Origin of the sequence: Rhizobium sp. CCGE531 (assembly GCF_003627795.1) — a bacterium.
In the GTDB taxonomy this organism is placed as follows: Bacteria; Pseudomonadota; Alphaproteobacteria; order Rhizobiales; family Rhizobiaceae; genus Rhizobium.
In genome coordinates this window covers 1,430,030-1,445,896 of sequence record NZ_CP032684.1, presented here as the reverse complement: position 1 = coordinate 1,445,896, position 15,867 = coordinate 1,430,030, and the positions used below count along the sequence as shown (strand labels likewise).

14 protein-coding genes and 1 pseudogene are annotated in these 15,867 nt (G+C 60.0%); 12 read left to right on the top strand and 3 right to left on the bottom strand.

Features of this window, described 5'->3' with window-relative positions; genetic code table 11:
• The first annotated feature begins 75 nt into the window (after positions 1-75).
• Entirely contained in the window at positions 76-285 is a 210-nt protein-coding gene (locus tag CCGE531_RS07140) for a DUF2842 domain-containing protein (protein ID WP_047627098.1), read from the top strand.
• Between the two features lie 134 nt (positions 286-419).
• Positions 420-1,676 (top strand): GNAT family N-acetyltransferase, encoded by a 1,257-nt coding sequence (locus tag CCGE531_RS07135; RefSeq protein WP_120663566.1) that lies wholly within the window; start codon positions 420-422, stop codon positions 1,674-1,676.
• Here CCGE531_RS07135 and CCGE531_RS07130 read toward each other — a convergent pair whose 3' ends face one another.
• Entirely contained in the window at positions 1,677-3,905 is a 2,229-nt protein-coding gene (locus tag CCGE531_RS07130) for an exopolysaccharide transport family protein (protein ID WP_120663565.1), read from the bottom strand. It abuts the gene before it with no gap.
• Positions 3,906-4,098: 193 nt separating this feature from the next.
• On the opposite strand from CCGE531_RS07130, the gene CCGE531_RS07125 reads away from it, so the two are divergent.
• The 6 genes from CCGE531_RS07125 to CCGE531_RS07100 all read left to right on the top strand — a co-directional run bounded on the left by CCGE531_RS07125 (position 4,099) and on the right by CCGE531_RS07100 (position 10,314).
• Complete coding sequence (locus CCGE531_RS07125; RefSeq protein WP_120663564.1) at positions 4,099-4,674, top strand: polysaccharide biosynthesis/export family protein; 576 nt, start codon at positions 4,099-4,101, stop codon at positions 4,672-4,674.
• An 11-nt stretch (positions 4,675-4,685) separates the two neighbouring features.
• Positions 4,686-5,831, top strand: a complete 1,146-nt coding sequence (locus tag CCGE531_RS07120; RefSeq protein WP_120663563.1) for a glycosyltransferase family 4 protein — start codon at positions 4,686-4,688, stop codon at positions 5,829-5,831.
• Positions 5,832-5,908: 77 nt separating this feature from the next.
• The gene (locus tag CCGE531_RS07115) at positions 5,909-7,468 is read left to right on the top strand and encodes an undecaprenyl-phosphate glucose phosphotransferase (RefSeq protein ID WP_120663562.1); all 1,560 of its coding nucleotides are present in this window, start codon (positions 5,909-5,911) and stop codon (positions 7,466-7,468) included.
• The gene (locus CCGE531_RS07110) at positions 7,465-8,727 is read left to right on the top strand and encodes an O-antigen ligase family protein (RefSeq protein WP_120663561.1); all 1,263 of its coding nucleotides are present in this window, start codon (positions 7,465-7,467) and stop codon (positions 8,725-8,727) included. The genes CCGE531_RS07115 and CCGE531_RS07110 overlap by 4 nt, the downstream gene beginning before the upstream one ends.
• On the top strand, positions 8,724-9,959 hold the full coding sequence (locus tag CCGE531_RS07105) for a glycosyltransferase family 4 protein (protein ID WP_120663560.1): 1,236 nt from the start codon (positions 8,724-8,726) through the stop codon (positions 9,957-9,959). The genes CCGE531_RS07110 and CCGE531_RS07105 overlap by 4 nt, the downstream gene beginning before the upstream one ends.
• Before the next feature lie 64 nt (positions 9,960-10,023).
• Positions 10,024-10,314 (top strand): helix-turn-helix domain-containing protein, encoded by a 291-nt coding sequence (locus CCGE531_RS07100; RefSeq protein WP_120663559.1) that lies wholly within the window; start codon positions 10,024-10,026, stop codon positions 10,312-10,314.
• Positions 10,315-10,397: 83 nt separating this feature from the next.
• Here CCGE531_RS07100 and CCGE531_RS07095 read toward each other — a convergent pair whose 3' ends face one another.
• Positions 10,398-11,417 carry a PHB depolymerase family esterase gene (locus tag CCGE531_RS07095; RefSeq protein WP_120663558.1) on the bottom strand — a complete coding sequence of 340 codons (1,020 nt, stop codon included), beginning with the start codon at positions 11,415-11,417 and terminating at the stop codon, positions 10,398-10,400.
• A gap of 223 nt (positions 11,418-11,640) precedes the next feature.
• Entirely contained in the window at positions 11,641-11,853 is a 213-nt protein-coding gene (locus CCGE531_RS07090) for a hypothetical protein (RefSeq protein ID WP_120663557.1), read from the bottom strand.
• Positions 11,854-12,106: 253 nt separating this feature from the next.
• Between CCGE531_RS07090 and CCGE531_RS07085 the strand changes: the two genes are divergently transcribed.
• The 4 genes and pseudogenes from CCGE531_RS07085 to CCGE531_RS34170 all read left to right on the top strand — a co-directional run bounded on the left by CCGE531_RS07085 (position 12,107) and on the right by CCGE531_RS34170 (position 15,865).
• Complete coding sequence (locus tag CCGE531_RS07085) at positions 12,107-12,499, top strand: hypothetical protein (RefSeq protein ID WP_120663556.1); 393 nt, start codon at positions 12,107-12,109, stop codon at positions 12,497-12,499.
• Between the two features lie 92 nt (positions 12,500-12,591).
• On the top strand, positions 12,592-13,287 hold the full coding sequence (locus CCGE531_RS07080; RefSeq protein WP_120663555.1) for a thermonuclease family protein: 696 nt from the start codon (positions 12,592-12,594) through the stop codon (positions 13,285-13,287).
• 135 nt (positions 13,288-13,422) lie between these two features.
• Positions 13,423-13,674, top strand: a pseudogene (locus CCGE531_RS07075) (helix-turn-helix domain-containing protein); the annotation flags it as partial.
• A 1,015-nt stretch (positions 13,675-14,689) separates the two neighbouring features.
• On the top strand, positions 14,690-15,865 hold the full coding sequence (locus CCGE531_RS34170; RefSeq protein WP_162943858.1) for a hypothetical protein: 1,176 nt from the start codon (positions 14,690-14,692) through the stop codon (positions 15,863-15,865).
• The last annotated feature ends 2 nt before the right edge of the window (positions 15,866-15,867 follow it).

The window sequence follows — 15,867 nt, the reverse complement described above, 5'->3', positions numbered from 1 at the left end:
AGGGGCGTGCAAAACAAGTCCCGGGAGTTTGCGGCATGCCGTCGCGGCATGTCGTCGTAAAGAGGAGGAAATCCCGTGCCGCTTCGCCTGCGCAAATTCATAGGCATGATCCTGCTCGTGCTGTTGGTTGCAATCTATGCGATCGTTGCCATGATCGTTGCAGTGCGAACGCTTGCGGATCAACCCGGCTGGGTTCATTTCCTGTATTTCTTTTTCAGCGGCATCATCTGGGTATTGCCGGCAATGGGTATCATCAAGTGGATGGCAGGACCGCGCCCGCAATGAGGCTCGCCCAGCCATGATTTACACAAGGCTAACCCTGATCCGCGCCTTCCAGCGCGTGATGTCCCATCTTAAGCCAAAAATAAGCCGTTGCCCGCCAGACTGCCTTCGAATGCCGCCGGAGCGGAGAAGATCGGATGCAGACCCAAATGCGAGATATCGTCGGCATGCCCCCCGCCGAGGCAGCGGATGGTCGCACTGCATCCATTCCGATGCAGCCCGGCAGCGAGGATCACCTGCAGGTCGACATCTTCGACAGCATGGCACCGCTCGAAGCCGAATGGCGCATGCTGGAGCAAGACGATCTCGCCTCGCTGCACCAGAGCTATGATTGGTGCGTGGCCTGGGTGGAGAGCTTCCGGCATCCTCTCGCCATCGTGCGGGGTTCCATCCGAGATCGCCCTGCCTTCATCCTGCCACTGGAGATGATTCGCAGCCGTGGAATAAGACGGGCGGAATTCATCGGGAGCCGTCACGGCAATATCAATACCGGCCTGTTTTCGGCCGAGTTTCTCGCGAACGGAAAATTGACCTCGGCCCAGGCGGCAGCCATCGCGGCAGCGTTGCGCGGCAGGACGGATCTTGCCATCCTGCGCAATGTACCTCTCGAATGGCGTGGCCGCGCCAGCCCGCTTGCCTCCCTCCCCGCCGTCGAAAACCAGAACCATGCCTTCCAGATGCCCTTTCTTGGCAGTTTTGAAGCAAGCCTGAAGCAGGTGAACGCCAAGCGGCGCCGCAAGAAGTTCAAGCATCAAAGCAGGATTCTCGACGCCAAGGGCGGCTACGAATATGTGATTGCCGCGCCCGAGCAGCAGGACGCTCTCCTGGACCTGTTCTTCCACCAGAAATCGGTCCGTTTCCGCGATGCCGGCCTGCCCGACGTCTTCGACGATGCTCCGACCAAAACGGCGCTGCACGCGCTGCTGCACCCGCGCAGAAGCAACGATTTTGACGCGACGCTGCAGATGCATGCGCTGCGCCTCAAGGGCGAGCATGAGGGGCACATCCCGGCGATCGCCGCCCTCTCCCGAAAGGGAGATCACGTCATCTGCCAGTTCGCCTCCATCGACGAGACGTTGGTTGCCGAGGCAAGCCCCGGCGAGTTGCTGTTCTGGCTGATGATCGAGCGGCTGCATCGCGAAGACGCCGCCCTCTTCGATTTCGGCATCGGCGACCAGATCTACAAACGCTCGTGGTGCCCGATGGAAACGGTGCAGCATGATCTGTTCCTGCCGATCTCAGGCGTCGGCCATCTCGCCGCAACGGCACAAAGGAGCATGACGCGCATGAAAGCGGCGATCAAGTCCAATCGAAAGCTCTATGCTTTCATCCAGCGGATGCGGGCGAGCCGCGGCGCCAACGCAGCAGCAGCGGGCGATGGCGACGGGGACTGATCAGGCGGCGTCGCGGCGCGTATCGGGATCATGCTCCTCGCGCCAGCCGGACATCAGGATGATGTGTTCATAGCCCGCTTTCTGGAATTCCGTCATCGCGGCCATGAATCGGCCCTCTTCTGGCTCCGGCATGGAAAGGATGATTTCCGTGTCCTTGCTGCGCGTCAGCCGCGCGACACCGGAAACTTCGGCCGCGCCGCATTCCACCAGAACGATGTCATAGGCCGAACCGAGCGCATCGAGGATCAGCGACAGGCGGTCGGCACCGCGCATGGCACGGCCGACATCGCTCGTGCCTTGCGGAACGAGATGGGCATCGGACAGCCGATCCGGATGGATCGTATCGCCAAAGGCAACTTCGCCGCAAAGCAGATCCGTCACGCCGGCAAGCTCGCCATGTTCGGCCATCAGCCTGGAGGGGCATCCCGAACCGGTCATGTCGACCAGTACGACACGGCTTCCCGCGTCGGCGATGGTCCGCGCCAGCATCACCGTCGCGGTGGATCCGTCGTCACCGGTCGGAGATATGGCGATAGCCAGCCGTGAGCCGTTGTCGATCAAATAGTCGGCGACGGACTGGATGGAGAAATCCTCCTCTTCCTCCACCGCGTGAATCTCGCCCTTCGCATCTTCCCCATCGATAGCGGGGTTCGCAGCCTGGGTCGGGGTGTCCTTTACCGGAACCGAAAGCAGGCTGGCGGGCATCTCGCCGTGGCTTGCCCTGACGGCGGTGCGAGCCGGCATCACCTCGATATCGGCTGGGGTCTCGGCTTGAGCCCGCTCAGGCGTTTCGACCGAGGCGGTCGCTTCCTTGCGCGCGGGACCGATGGGCCGCAATGCCCGGCCGCTGAACAACTCCGCGAGCATGATGACGATGGCAGTCAGGATGAACGTCGCCAAGGTTGCGACGACAACGATGGGACCGATCTTTGGGAACGACGGATCGACCGGCTCGACCGCGGTGGAGACCACGCGGGCATCGGCGGGGCTGGAATTCTTGTCGGCGCGCGAGGCAGCCTCACGATAGCGCGCGAGATAGGTTTCAAGCAATTGCCGCTCGGCCGTGGCCTCGCGTTCCAGTGCGTTGAGGCCGACTTCGTCCTCCCCTGCCCGCGCGCTGTCGGCCTTCAGGGTGTTCGATTGCGCCAACAGCTGCTGTTCGCGCAGCTGCGCCACCTTTGCCTCATTTTCGATGCTTGCCAGAATTTTCTGGGTCTCGCGATTGATCTGCTGTCGGATGTCTGCGAGCTGCGCGCGCAGGCTCTTCAAGCGAGGATGGCCGTCCATCAGCGTCGTGGACAGATCCGAGATCTGCGATTCCAGGCCGGATTCCGTCGCCTTCAGCCGCTGAATGGTCAGCGACCCGGAGACGTCGGCGAGCGTGTCGGTGGAGCGGCCGGTGGACAGTGCGTTGCGCACTGCCTGTGCTCGCGCCTCGGCATTGGCACGGTCGCCGCGCACCTGGGCGAGCTGCGTGGAAATATCCGCAAGCTGCTGCGTGGCGAAATTGCTATTCTGGCTGGTCTGAAGAAGACCGTTGGCGGAGCGATAATCCGCGACCTTCTTTTCGGCCTCGCTGACCTTTTCGCGCAGCTTGGTGATCTCCGGCTCCAGCCAGCGTGTCGCCTCGCTGTTGGAATCGAGTTTGGCGCCGCTCTGCATCGACAGATAGACCTGCGCCATCGCATTCGGGACGCTGGCCGCAAGATCCGGATCACGGGAGGTGAAGCTTATGCCGATCACGCGCGAACTGTTGATCTGGTAAACCTGCAGGCGGCTGTTGAAAGCATCCAGCATCCGCTCTTCCGGCGCCTTGTCGGAGGCGGCACGCTTCAGGTGCAGCTTGACCAGAATATCGGAGAGCGCGGAGCCATTGTTGCCGGCTGCGAATTCAGTGCGATCGTAGAGCTTGAGATTGGTAATGACCTGCTTGACCAGATCTGCCGATTGCAGGATCTGCACCTGGCTGGCAATGTTGAGCTCGTCCAGCAAGGGCGCGGAACTGGAGTCGTTGCCGGTCGTCGTCGTCGCGAATGCCGGCGCGCGCTGCTCTATCAGAATACGCGCCTCGCTGCGATATTCCGGTGAAACGAACTTCGCGAAGACGAAAGCCAGACAGGCCCCTGCCAGCGTGATGGCAATGACGCGCAACCGCCGCCGCCACACGGCGCGGAAGAGCTGCGCGAGATCGATGTCCACATCCTGCTGGGTGTTGTTGACACCGGACATATACAAGAACTCCGTAATAGAAAGCCAGAATTAATCGTAAACGACTATGGTAACCCAAGCGTTAATAGTATTTCGCTTGGGTTATTTTTGGCTTCACTAATTTTTTGCCGGAATTCCTTTTGCTCTTTACCGACCGTTAACCCTAACGGATTGATAACGACGATAGTGTTTTCCCCTTTCTTATGAGCGCGAAATGCCCTTCGCAAAGCCAAAGATCTTCCTGGCACTTGGCGTGGCAGCCGTGAGCGCCGCGCTTACCGGCTGCAATACCTATCAGCCCGCGCCGAAAGCCTTCAATGAGGCCACAATCCAGCCCTATGCGCTGGATAGTGGCGACCGGCTGCGCGTGACTGTGTTCGATCAGCCGGGATTGACCAATACCTATACGATCGATCAGGCCGGCTACATCGCCTTCCCGCTGATCGGCCAGGTGCCCGCCCGCGGCAGGACCTTGCAGCAACTCTCCGGCCAGATCGCGCAGAAGCTCCGCCAAGGCTACATCCGTGATCCCGACGTGACCATCGACATCGACCGCTATCGCTCGGTCTATATCATGGGCGAAGTCGGCCAGCCCGGCCAATATTCCTACGTGCCTGGAATGACGATCCAAAACGCCATTGCGGTTGCCGGCGGCTTCACGAGCCGGGCCAACCAATCCAATGCCGATGTCACCCGCAAGATCAACGCTCATGTCATGACGGGACGGGTCGGCATTTCGGATCCGGTGCTGGCAGGCGACACGATCTACGTCAGAGAGCGGTTGTTCTAACCGCACCCGCCATGGCCAGACCACTTCGAATCCTCCATTGCTTCAGATCGCCGGTCGGCGGGATTTTCCGCCATGTCCGCGACCTGGTGGAAGAGCAGAGCAAGGCGGGACACCAGGTCGGCATCCTTTGCGACAGCCTCACGGGGGGCGAGCATGAGGACCGCCTGTTCAGCGATATCGCACCCTTTCTGGCGCTTGGCGTGATCCGATTGCCGATCCGGCGGCAGATCAGCCTGTCGGATACCGCGACGCTTTGGAGCAGCTACAAGGAAATCAGGAGTTTGCGGCCGGACGTGCTGCATGGGCACGGCGCCAAGGGCGGCCTGCTTGCGCGCCTTCTCGGCTCGATCCTGCGGGTCAACAGGTATCGCGTAGCCCGCCTCTACACCGCGCATGGCGGCAGCCTGCACTTTCCTCGCGCCTCGCTGCAGGGCATGCTGGTGCATAGCATGGAACGCATGCTGGAGTTTCTGACCGACGGGCTGATCTTCATCTGCGACTTCGAGCGGCGCACCTACGAGAGGAAGATCGGCAAGCCGCGCACTCGCTCCGTGATGATCTACAACGGCATCAGCGAGCGGGATTTCCGCAATGTGCCGACACGATCGGACTCAGTGCATTTTGTCTACATCGGCATGCTGCGGGACCTCAAAGGTCCCGATCTGTTCGTGGACGCCTTTGCGAGGACAGAGCGTCGGATCGGCAGGCCGCTTTCGGCGCTGATGATCGGCGACGGGCCGGACAGGGACAAGTATCAGAGGATGATGACCGAACGCGGCCTCGGCCATCGCATAGGCATGCTTCCGGCCATGCGCGTCCAGGAGGCCTTTGCCGTGTCGCAGAACGTTATCGTTCCCTCCCGCGCCGAAGCCATGCCCTATATCGTCCTGGAGGCGCTTGCAGCCGGAAAGACCGTCATCGCCTCGCGCGTCGGCGGCATCCCGGAAGCGCTCGGCGAAAACAGTCCGGCACTCGCCAGGCCGGAGGACGCCGACGACCTGTCGCGCGTGATGGCCGAGGCGATAAGCGAGCCGGAGTTCGGCCGCCGCAACATGCCCCATATCGAAACAATCCGGTTGAACTTTTCGGCCTCGGCCATGGCGCGGGATACTCTGCGCCTGTATCAAAATATACTTGGCATGGACACCGACGGTTAGAATACAAGCAAGTGTTGTAAGTGTTTCTTAGCTGATATCTGATAGGCCTTTTTCCGGTAACGACCGGATAAATTGCCATGAACACTACTGAGAAGTCCGAGCAATTTAACTTGGACAATATTCGCAAGCAGGTTTCGGAAATCCGCACCCGCGATTCCGACGAGCCGCGCGGCGACCGCCCGAGCAGCTTGAACGCCTATGCCCGGCAAATCGCCGAACAGTTTCGCGAAACCAATCAGTCTCCAGCGATCATCGTAGGGCAGTACCGGCTATTCGAGTTCCTGTCATTGCTTGCCCTCGGGCTCGCAATCCTTTTCTTCGGAACGGCGGCGGGCAATCACCCCTTCGTGTCGAAGGCTGCCGTAACCGTCGCGCTCAGCGGGCTCGCCATCGTGTTTCTGCAGATCGCCGACGCCTATCAGATACCGATGCTGCGCGCGCCGCATCGCTTCCTGCACCGGATTCTCGGATCGTGGGCTGCCGCCTTTGCGGTCATGGCCATCGCCCTTATCCCGTTCGACATCAACAACATCTATTCGTTCCACCTTCTCGGCCTGTGGCTCGCGGCGGGCGCGGGTTTCCTGCTCGTCGCCCGGTTGCTTTTCGCCTACGGCATTCGCAATTGGGCCCGCAACGGCATCATGGAAAGACGCGCCGTGATCATCGGCGGAGGCGAACCCGCCAAGGAACTCATCCGCGCGCTGGAACACCAGCCAGACAACGACATCCGCATCTGCGGCATCTTCGATGATCGCGGAGAAAAGCGCTCACCCGTCATGGTCGCCGGCTATCCCAAGCTGGGTACGGTGATGGAACTCGTCGAATTCGCCCGCCTCGTGCGCGTCGACATGCTGATCATCGCGCTTCCGATCAGCGCCGAAGACCGCATCCTGCAGCTGCTCAAGATGCTGTGGGTGCTGCCCGTCGACATTCGCCTGGCCGCGCATGCCAACAAGCTGCGGTTCCGCCCACGCGCCTATTCGCATGTCGGCGCCGTGCCGATGCTCGATATCTTCAACAAGCCGATCCGCGATTGGGACGGCGTTGCCAAGCGCATCTTCGACATCTTCTTCAGCCTGGTGGCACTTGCCCTGCTTTGGCCGGTGATGCTAGGCGCCGCGATCGCCGTGAAGGCAACCTCGAGGGGGCCGGTCTTCTTCATGCAGAAGCGCCACGGCTTCAATAATGAGATCATCAAGGTCTTCAAGTTCCGCTCCATGTATACGCATATGAGCGATCCGACGGCGCGCAACGCCGTGACGAAGAACGATCCACGCGTCACCCCTGTCGGCCGCTTCATCCGCAAGACGTCGATCGACGAGCTGCCGCAGCTTTTCAACGTGCTGCTCGGCAGCCTCTCCCTGGTCGGTCCGCGGCCGCATGCCGTCCTTGCCGCCAGCCATAACCGCACCTATGCGGATGTCGTCGAAGGCTATTTCGCGCGCCATCGCGTCAAGCCCGGCGTGACCGGCTGGGCGCAGATCAACGGCTGGCGCGGCGAGATCGACAGCGACGACAAGATCAAGTTCCGTACGGCCTACGATCTCTACTACATCGAGAACTGGTCGTTGCTCTTCGATCTGAAGATCCTGTTCCTGACGCCGTTCCGTCTGCTCAATACGGAAAACGCCTATTGAGCGCGATCGATTTTCCATCATCCCGCGTCGCCCAGCCGCAGCTTGCCGCAATGCGGCTGGTCGGTACGGCGAGCGTCGCCATCGGCGTGTTTCTCTCCGGCTTCGTGATCGCGGAGCCGGCGCCTTACGAGCTGTGGCTCGCCTTTCTCATCGGCACGTGGTTCGTCCTCGGGCTGAAGATATCGCGGAGCATCGCTCCGCTTCTGGCTCTGTTCCTGGCATTCAACGTCGGCGGCATGCTCTCGATCACGCAGATGCATGATCTCACCGCCGGCAACCATCTGGACGGTCCGATCTATATCGCCGTATCCACCTTTCTGGCGCTGAGCTCCGTCTTCTATGCGGCTATCGTCGAAGATAGCGAAAGACGGCTGAAGCTGATCTTCAACACCTGGGTGGTGGCGGCGCTGATCACCGCAAGCCTCGGCATCCTCGGCTATTTCCATGCCGTGCCGGGTTTCGACATCTTCACCCGCTACGACCGCGCCATGGGCGCCTTTCAAGATCCGAACGTCTTCGGTCCCTATCTGGTGACACCGAGCATCTACCTCATGCACGGCATCCTGATCGGCGACCTGAAGAAAGCGCCGATCAAGGGCATCTGCCTCTTCGTTCTGGCCTTCGGTATCTTCCTCTCCTTCTCCCGCGCGGCCTGGGCACTGTTCGCATTCGCCTCGATGATGCTGATCTTCTGCATGCTGCTGAAGCATCGCAGCAATAGGTTCCGCCTGCGCATTTTGGTGATGTCGCTGACGGCGATCATCCTGATGGTCGTCCTGCTGGTGGTCGCGCTGCAGTTTCCGCAGGTCAGCGACCTGTTTTCCACGCGCACGCAGCTCGTGCAGAGCTATGACGGCGGGCATCTCGGCCGTTTCGAACGCCACGGCATCGGCTTCATGATGTCGATGGAACGGCCGCTCGGCATAGGACCGCTGGTCTTCGGTCAAATCTTTCGCGAGGACGAGCACAATACCTGGCTGAAGACGCTGACCACATACGGCTGGCTCGGCTTCGTCACCTGGATCAGCATGATCTGCTGGACCATCTATATCGGCTTCCGCAACCTCCTGAGGGAGCGGCCCTGGCAACCCTTCGTGATGATCGCCTGGATCGTCATTCTCGGCCATGTCGGCATCGGCAATGTCATCGATACCGACCATTGGCGCCATCTTTACATGTTGATCGGCATCGTCTGGGGCTGCGGCGCTCTCGAGCAAAAGTATCAGCGTAGTTTGAGTAGAAGGGAAGCAGCGCCTTGAATATCCGCACCAACGTCAAGCGTCTGTCGCTGCTGCAGGTTCTCGAACCGAGCGGTGGCGGCTCCGGACGGCATTTTCTCGATCTGTGCCGGGCGATGCAGCATCGCGGCCATTCGGTGACCGCCATCTATTCGCCGGTGCGCGCCGAGCCTGCCTTCGTCGCCGAACTGGAGAGTATCGGCGTAGACAACGTCGTTCCGCTCGCCATGCGGCGCGCGCCAGGCCCCTGGGACCTGACGGCATGGTGGCAGCTTCGCAAGATCGCGGCCGTGCACGGGCCGTTCGACCTGATCCACGGCCATAGCTCGAAGGCCGGCGCCCTGACGCGCCTGCGCCTGCCGGGACGACATGTACCGGTCCTCTATACGCCGCATGCCTTCCGCACCATGGATCCGACGCTGGGGACCAAGGGACGGTTGATCTATGGCGGCATCGAGCGCTTTCTCGGCACATGGCTGACGGACCGCCTGATCTGTGTTTCGCAGGATGAGTATGATCATGCGCTGTCGATCGGAATTCCCAGGACCCAGCTGCGCATCGTCGTCAACGGCGTCAATGCGCCGCCCATCAGCCAGCGCTCCGCCATCCGCAAGCGATATGGCATCCCGCAGGATGCCCTACTTTTCGGCTTCGTTGGCCGAATGACCCGGCAAAAGGCGCCGGAACGCCTTGTCGAAGCCTTCGCCCGCATGGCGGTGAAATCGCCGCAGGCCCATCTTCTGATGATCGGGGGGGGCGAGCTTGCCCAAACCGTCAAGGAAATGATCAGGACTGCCGGCCTCGAACATCGGGCCCATTTCGACGGCGGCATGCCGGGTGTCACGGCCATCGATGCCTTCGACGCCGTGGTCATGCCGAGCCGCTACGAGGCGATGTCCTATGTGATGCTGGAGGCCGCAGCTGCCGGCAAGCCGCTGCTACTCGCCGATGTCGGTGGCGCGCGCACTGTGCTGGAACACGGAAAGAATGGTTACATCGTCCCGAACAGCGACGACCCGGAAGCATTGGCAGCCGCGATGGCGCGCCTTGCCGATCCGATGCTGCTGGCAAATCTCACCGCCGAAGCACGGCGCCGCAAGGATGGCTATACGCTGGCCGGCATGGCCGACGCGACCGAGAAAATCTATCATGATTTGCTCGGCCATCCCCTCCCAGCGCCATTGGAATTGGAGGGAAATGCGAGGTTGCTCGATACGATGGAAGGCCGAAGGAAGAGCGCGGCCGCTCTTTAAGCTTCCGCGTGATTTTTATGCGAAACCGGTTCCGCTTTTTGAACCGATGCGATAGACTTAACTCATGATTACTTCAGCACAATTGCGCGGCGCGCGTGCCATGCTCGGACTAACACTGGAAACGCTTGCCAGCGAGAGCAAACTACCGGCTTCGACGATCGAAGCACTGGAAACAGGCGTCGGTTCGACGGATATCAAGGCACTCGCGGCGGTCCGTTCCGTTCTCGAAAACCACGGCGTGCTTTTCCTCGCCGGCGGCAGCGACGGGACAGGCGGCCCCGGCATACGCTTCAAGCACTGGTCGGAAAATGACGGCATTCGGCCGGAAAACCTGAATGCCACCAATGACGACTGACGGCGAAAGCGCGTCGCGATCTCCAAGATTGGCTCCAGGCGCTTTAGATCCTGGTCTCTCGCATGCCGCTTATACGGCGTGCTTCAGGCCGCCAGCTTCCAACTTTTGACGAGCTCTTCCGGCGCCGACAGCGCGGCGGGCAGGATGAAGCGTTCCGTGTCGTTGGCCGGTTCCCAGCCCTCGACGGCGGAGCCGACAGGCAGGCCATGCCCGAAATCGTTCAGCGTTACGAGTTCCAGGATCATGTTGCCGTAATCGTCGCGCCACTCGCGCCGCTCGCCGCCGTCGAAGAGACGCAGGCGACCCTTGGTGCGCGGACGCTCACGCGCGGTAAGCCATTGCGCGACGGATGCCTCGGCATTGGCAAAGGACACGACTTCGTCGGCATCGCCGTGCCAGATGGAAACGACCGGATAGCGGGCAGCCTCGGGCGAGACTTCGTGCACGAGCGCGCCCCATTTTTCGGCGGTCCGGGTGGAGCCCCGCCTCATGACATCAAGCGCCGACATCGCATCTCGGGCGGCGCCGAAAGGCAGGCCGCCGATGATGGCGCCCGCTGCAAACAGCTCCGGATAGGTTGCCAGCAGTGCTGCCGCCAAGGCGCCGCCTGCCGATAGACCCATGACGAAAATCCTGCTGTCATCGATGTCGTGCAGCCGGCGGCTGAAATCGATCATTTCACGGATAGAGCCGAGTTCGCCGCGGTCGCGCGTCACCATGCTCGGACGAAACCAGTTGAAACACAGATTGGGATTGTTCGACATCTTCTGCTCGGCATAAAGCACGGCAAAGCCATGCGCGCGAGCCAGCGCAGTCCAGCCGCTGGCGCGATCGAAATCCTCGGCATTCTGGTGACAGCCGTGCAGGACAACGACGAGCGGCATCGGGCCTTTGACACCCGGCGGCACATATTCGAGCATGCGCAGATCGCCGGGATTGCGGCCGAACCACAAAACATCCGTCAGTCGCTGCGGCGCAGTCCGCGCGGAAATACGGCGGCGCGATGGCTGCGACAGTGGCCGCGTCATCGGAAATTTGAGCTGTGGCAATTCCACGGAATCAACAAGCAAGCGGCGAAGCCGGCTCGGAACTTTAAAATTCATTATAGACCTTTCCATCCACGCCACCGCGATCGTTTTTCATCCGCTGCGGCAGGCGCGCACTGTTCTTTTCCAGAAGCAGTGACATCGAGAAATCGAATCTCTTTGTGCAACGCAGCAAATATAGGGAGGCAAGTCCGCTTCGAACAGGCACAAAGCCTCATTGCTGCTATGTGAAATCAGCTTAAATCGATTAGATTGTTGGCCATAAAAAAACGCGGTTGCGTCAGAAATAAGCCCTGGCGAGCGCAAGCAGTTTTGCGTCGTCCTTCACGCCCTGGCGATAAAGCTGGATGATCAACGCCCCGAGGCGCTCGGCTTCCGGACTGCGGGAGCTCATGCCACGATCTTTGCAAACCATGTCCAGCACCTTCTCCAAGCGATCCAGATCGTCTGAAAACAGGGGCAAATCCCGCGGATGTATAGGAGTTTCCAACATTCGTGCATCTCGTCATCTTTCGGGCAGAAGCACGCTGAACCTCGCCGTCACCCGCATTATATCCGACGATAGGGCTGGACTATGCGCTTTGCTCGCAGCCTTGGCAAGGAAGCATTTCAGCAATCACGCCCCCCCGACGCACGCCTGATTCGCAAATGCAGCGGCAATTCCCACCAAGAGTACAATTTTAAGTTACCGCATCACCAAGCCTTTATCCGCATCTGCGATAAGCGGGAAAAACGGAGGCAAGACGATGAACAGATTTTTGATCCCGACTGTCTTGGGCATGGTGCTTTTCGGCGCGACGTTGCCCGCCCTTGCACAGAATTTTCAAAACCTTCCTCTGCGCAATCCCCGCCAGGCTCCGGAGGGATATATTTCCGTCCAATCGGGAATATCGATCTCCTATCCGGTGGCGGATGGCGATGGCGAGGAGCAGCAGGAGAAGGCCTTGAAATCCTTCTACAAGATCGCCGCAAGCAGTTGCGCGACCCTGCTCGATACCATTGCCGACGCCTGCCAGATCAGCGCCATGTCGAGCAATAGCTCGGTCAACAATCTCGACAACCATGGCACAAGACTTTCCATCAGCGGACAGGTGACGATGTCGGTGAAACTCAAGCCGGCGGCAGCCGCCGCGAAGTAGCCTTTCCCCATCAGAGTGTGCAAATCCGGTCCAAGCCAACGGATCGGTAAGAAATCGCGGCGATAATCCCCTCGCAATAGAGGGACGATATCATGGTGAAAGCGAAACGACGCACGCGGCGCAGGCCGCAGTCCAAAGCGGGCACTTCGATGTGGCTGTGGGGCGCCGTCGGCCTGGCGACCGTGGCCGGCATTTATGCCTATCAGCATCGCAAGGAGATGCCGTCCATGCTTGCCCATGCCGGCGCGGTCGCCGGTATGCCGCACATGACCCAGGAAGCGCCGGTGCCGGCAGCCAAGCCGCAAATAAAGACAGCCGCGATCACACCCGAGCCGCGCGCGACGTCGGCCCTGCCCGTACCACCCGCCGCCATTCCCGTGGCGTTGCCGGTCAGCAAGATACCGATCGAACGGCCAGTCCCCAGCCTGCGGCCCCAGACCGGCGGCCGCTTCGTGTTTTGCGGCCGCGGTTCCGGAACGAATTGCGTGGTCGACGGCAATACCTTCTGGCAGAACGGCGCCAGGATCCAGCTGGCCGATATCGACGTGCCGGATGCAGATGCCGCGCGCTGCCCCGGCGAAAGGCAGAAGGCCGCGGCCGCAAAACTGCGCCTGCAGGCCATTCTCAATGACGGGACCTTCGTACTTTCCGGCAGCAACCGCCCCGACGACCGGAATGGCGGCAAGCTGCGAATCGCCATGCGCGCCGGCCGCTCGATCGGCGACCAAATGGTTTCCGAAGGCCTTGCGCACCGCTGGACGGGACAGGTGCTGTCCTGGTGCGGGTGATTTTTTTGGAAATTCGATTGGGAGTTCAAGGAGTGCCTGGGCTGAGAGATGGGTGACGTTTTGTACCGGAGACATGGGTAACACTTTTCGTTTTTTTTGCGGGAGGTGTTGATGCCGTGGAAAGAGACTTCGGTGATGGAGGAACGTCTACGTTTTGTCGCCCGGTTGCTTGAGGGCGAAGGCATGAGGGATGTGTGCCGGGAGTTCGGCATCTCGCGCAAGACCGGCTACAAAATCTTCAATCGCTACAGGCAAGACGGCCTGGAGGCGCTGACGGATCGGTCTCGACGGCCGGTGCGTTACGCCAACCAACTGCCTGAGCCGGTCGAGGCGATGATCATCTCGTGCAAGAAGAACAAGCCGCATTGGGGATCTCACCGGGTTCGGCATGTACAGAACGACATCGGGAACGGGCACGTTCTTTGCCGAGTTCCGACCAATCGCAGGCGGGGCAAAAAAGCGCATCAAGCTTGGCCGTGTCGGAACCTTAAAAGCGAATGAAGCGAGAGAAGCGGCGCGCAAAGCTATCGCGCACGCCGGCCTTGGGAAGGACTTAGCCAAGGACAGATCGGACCTCCGTAGTAGCCAAACAGTAAAGACATTGGTCTCGAACTATCTTCCCAGCTTTAGGTGCTTTCGGAATTTGCGATTTTGCACGAGATGCTCTGATCGGTCGGGTCACACGACGTTATCCTTCCGATCCGACCAGGCGCGACCGGCCGGTGGTCCGAATTCACGAAGCGCCCACGGTTCCGTGCGCTGATCGGTCCAGGATTCCAGATATTCTGCACCGAGCCGCTGCCAAGCTTCCGAAACGGCGGCACTATGCATCCTCTTCCTCACGACTCAGGATCAATGATGCACCATCACATGTTGGGACTACACAACTAGGGCGGCATAAAGTCGTATACCGTGGTCCGTTGCGTATCTGCAGATCCTGCTGAGTACCAACGGCAGCGTTGCACGACTAGCGGCAGGCTGCGCTGCAATTCGATCTGCCTCCATTTGCCGATCTGAGTCGATCTGCCGGTGCACAGCACGCACGCTGACAAAAGCTGCCGCAACAGCCGCTAGGCCAGTTACGAGAGTGGTGTCGATCCAGCGCAGAGATCCTACGGCATCGAATGCAGCATCAAACACTTCAGGTGTCGGCCGCTCCTGAAACGCAAACCACACCTCGCGACCAACTGCAAAAAGCAGTAGCCCAAGGACGGAACCAACGATGCCAGCGAGTAGAACTTTCATTGTGCAAATGAAGCGTATGGCAATTCGTACGTCTATGGGTTGAGGCCAGGACAGATCCTAATCCCACAATTTTGTTGGCCGTTAAAGGCCAGCCACCCCACAAACAATCCCATCTTTCAGCCTAGCCGCGCGCCGAGCTTTTTCTATTGGAGAAATCATGCCGCAGTTGGCAGCAAGCATTTGGGCCGACGGTCCCTACACGGACCCCATCCAACCACTTAAATCAGACATCCGTGCATGGGGCACTTGGCTCGAATCAATAGTCAACGCCTTTACCTCAAACGGCGGCCTTCTTTACACCTCGCGCGCCGCACTTTATGCCGACCTTGCTCACGCAGCCCCGGCTATGGCTTGGGTGCTTGGCGATGCGACGACAGCTTACAATGGCATTTACGTTAAGGCTGGCGCATCTGGCTCAGGCTCGTGGGCGCGTGCTGGCGATCTGCCGTTCAGCTTCGTCATTGCCAGTGACATTGGCGCCGGCACGCCGACCGCCATTCAGGCGACAAGCACCATTCCGGTTAGCGGATCCGCGCTCAGCGTTATGAACGTTTTTGAGGCAAATACCGCCAGCCCGGTAACCGTATCATTTAACGGTGGCGCTGCACTCACGATTAAAACCAATTCAGGCAATGACGTTGCCAGCGATGGGTTAGCGGCCGGCATGTTGCTCTTCGGGTATATTTCCGGCTCGACATTTCGCTGCATTAACGGCCAAGTGTCGAACTCGATTGTAGCCGCTGCGGAAGCCGCGCAGGCAGCCGCTGAGGCCGCTCTCGGCGCCGTTCCAAATGTGTTTGCACTCACTCGTACAGCGCTTAAGGGTCTTAATACCGCGACGCTCAAGAGTGTATTCCTTAAGGAGGCCAGCCGCGAGGGGCAATTCGTTTGGCGAAGTGGTGATTATAGTTCTAAAATTTCCGCAGATACGGCGGAAGGCATGTTCATCAAGGCTAATGCTATTGCCTCGACGGCGGGAGCGTGGGTGCGCGTCTATACGGCGACATCCAGGCGGCGTGGTTTGGCGTGGTCGGTGACGATTCTACGGACAATGCCGCGGCACTCAATACGACGATCACGGTTACGAGGTTGCTCGGCAAGCTGTCCATTAAGCTACCGGCAGGTGTCATTCGGTTTGGTTCTGTCATCAATTTTAATTCGGGCTACATGGCGCTGCGCGGCGCCGGGATTGGCGCGACGACGCTCCGGCGAACTTTCGCAACCGGCAATGCGATTTATGTTGCATCCGCGTCTCCGAACAACATCCAAAGCGTTCATCTCTCCGACTTCTCAATGGATACAACAGTCCGCTGCACCACAAGCAGCGCAATGATA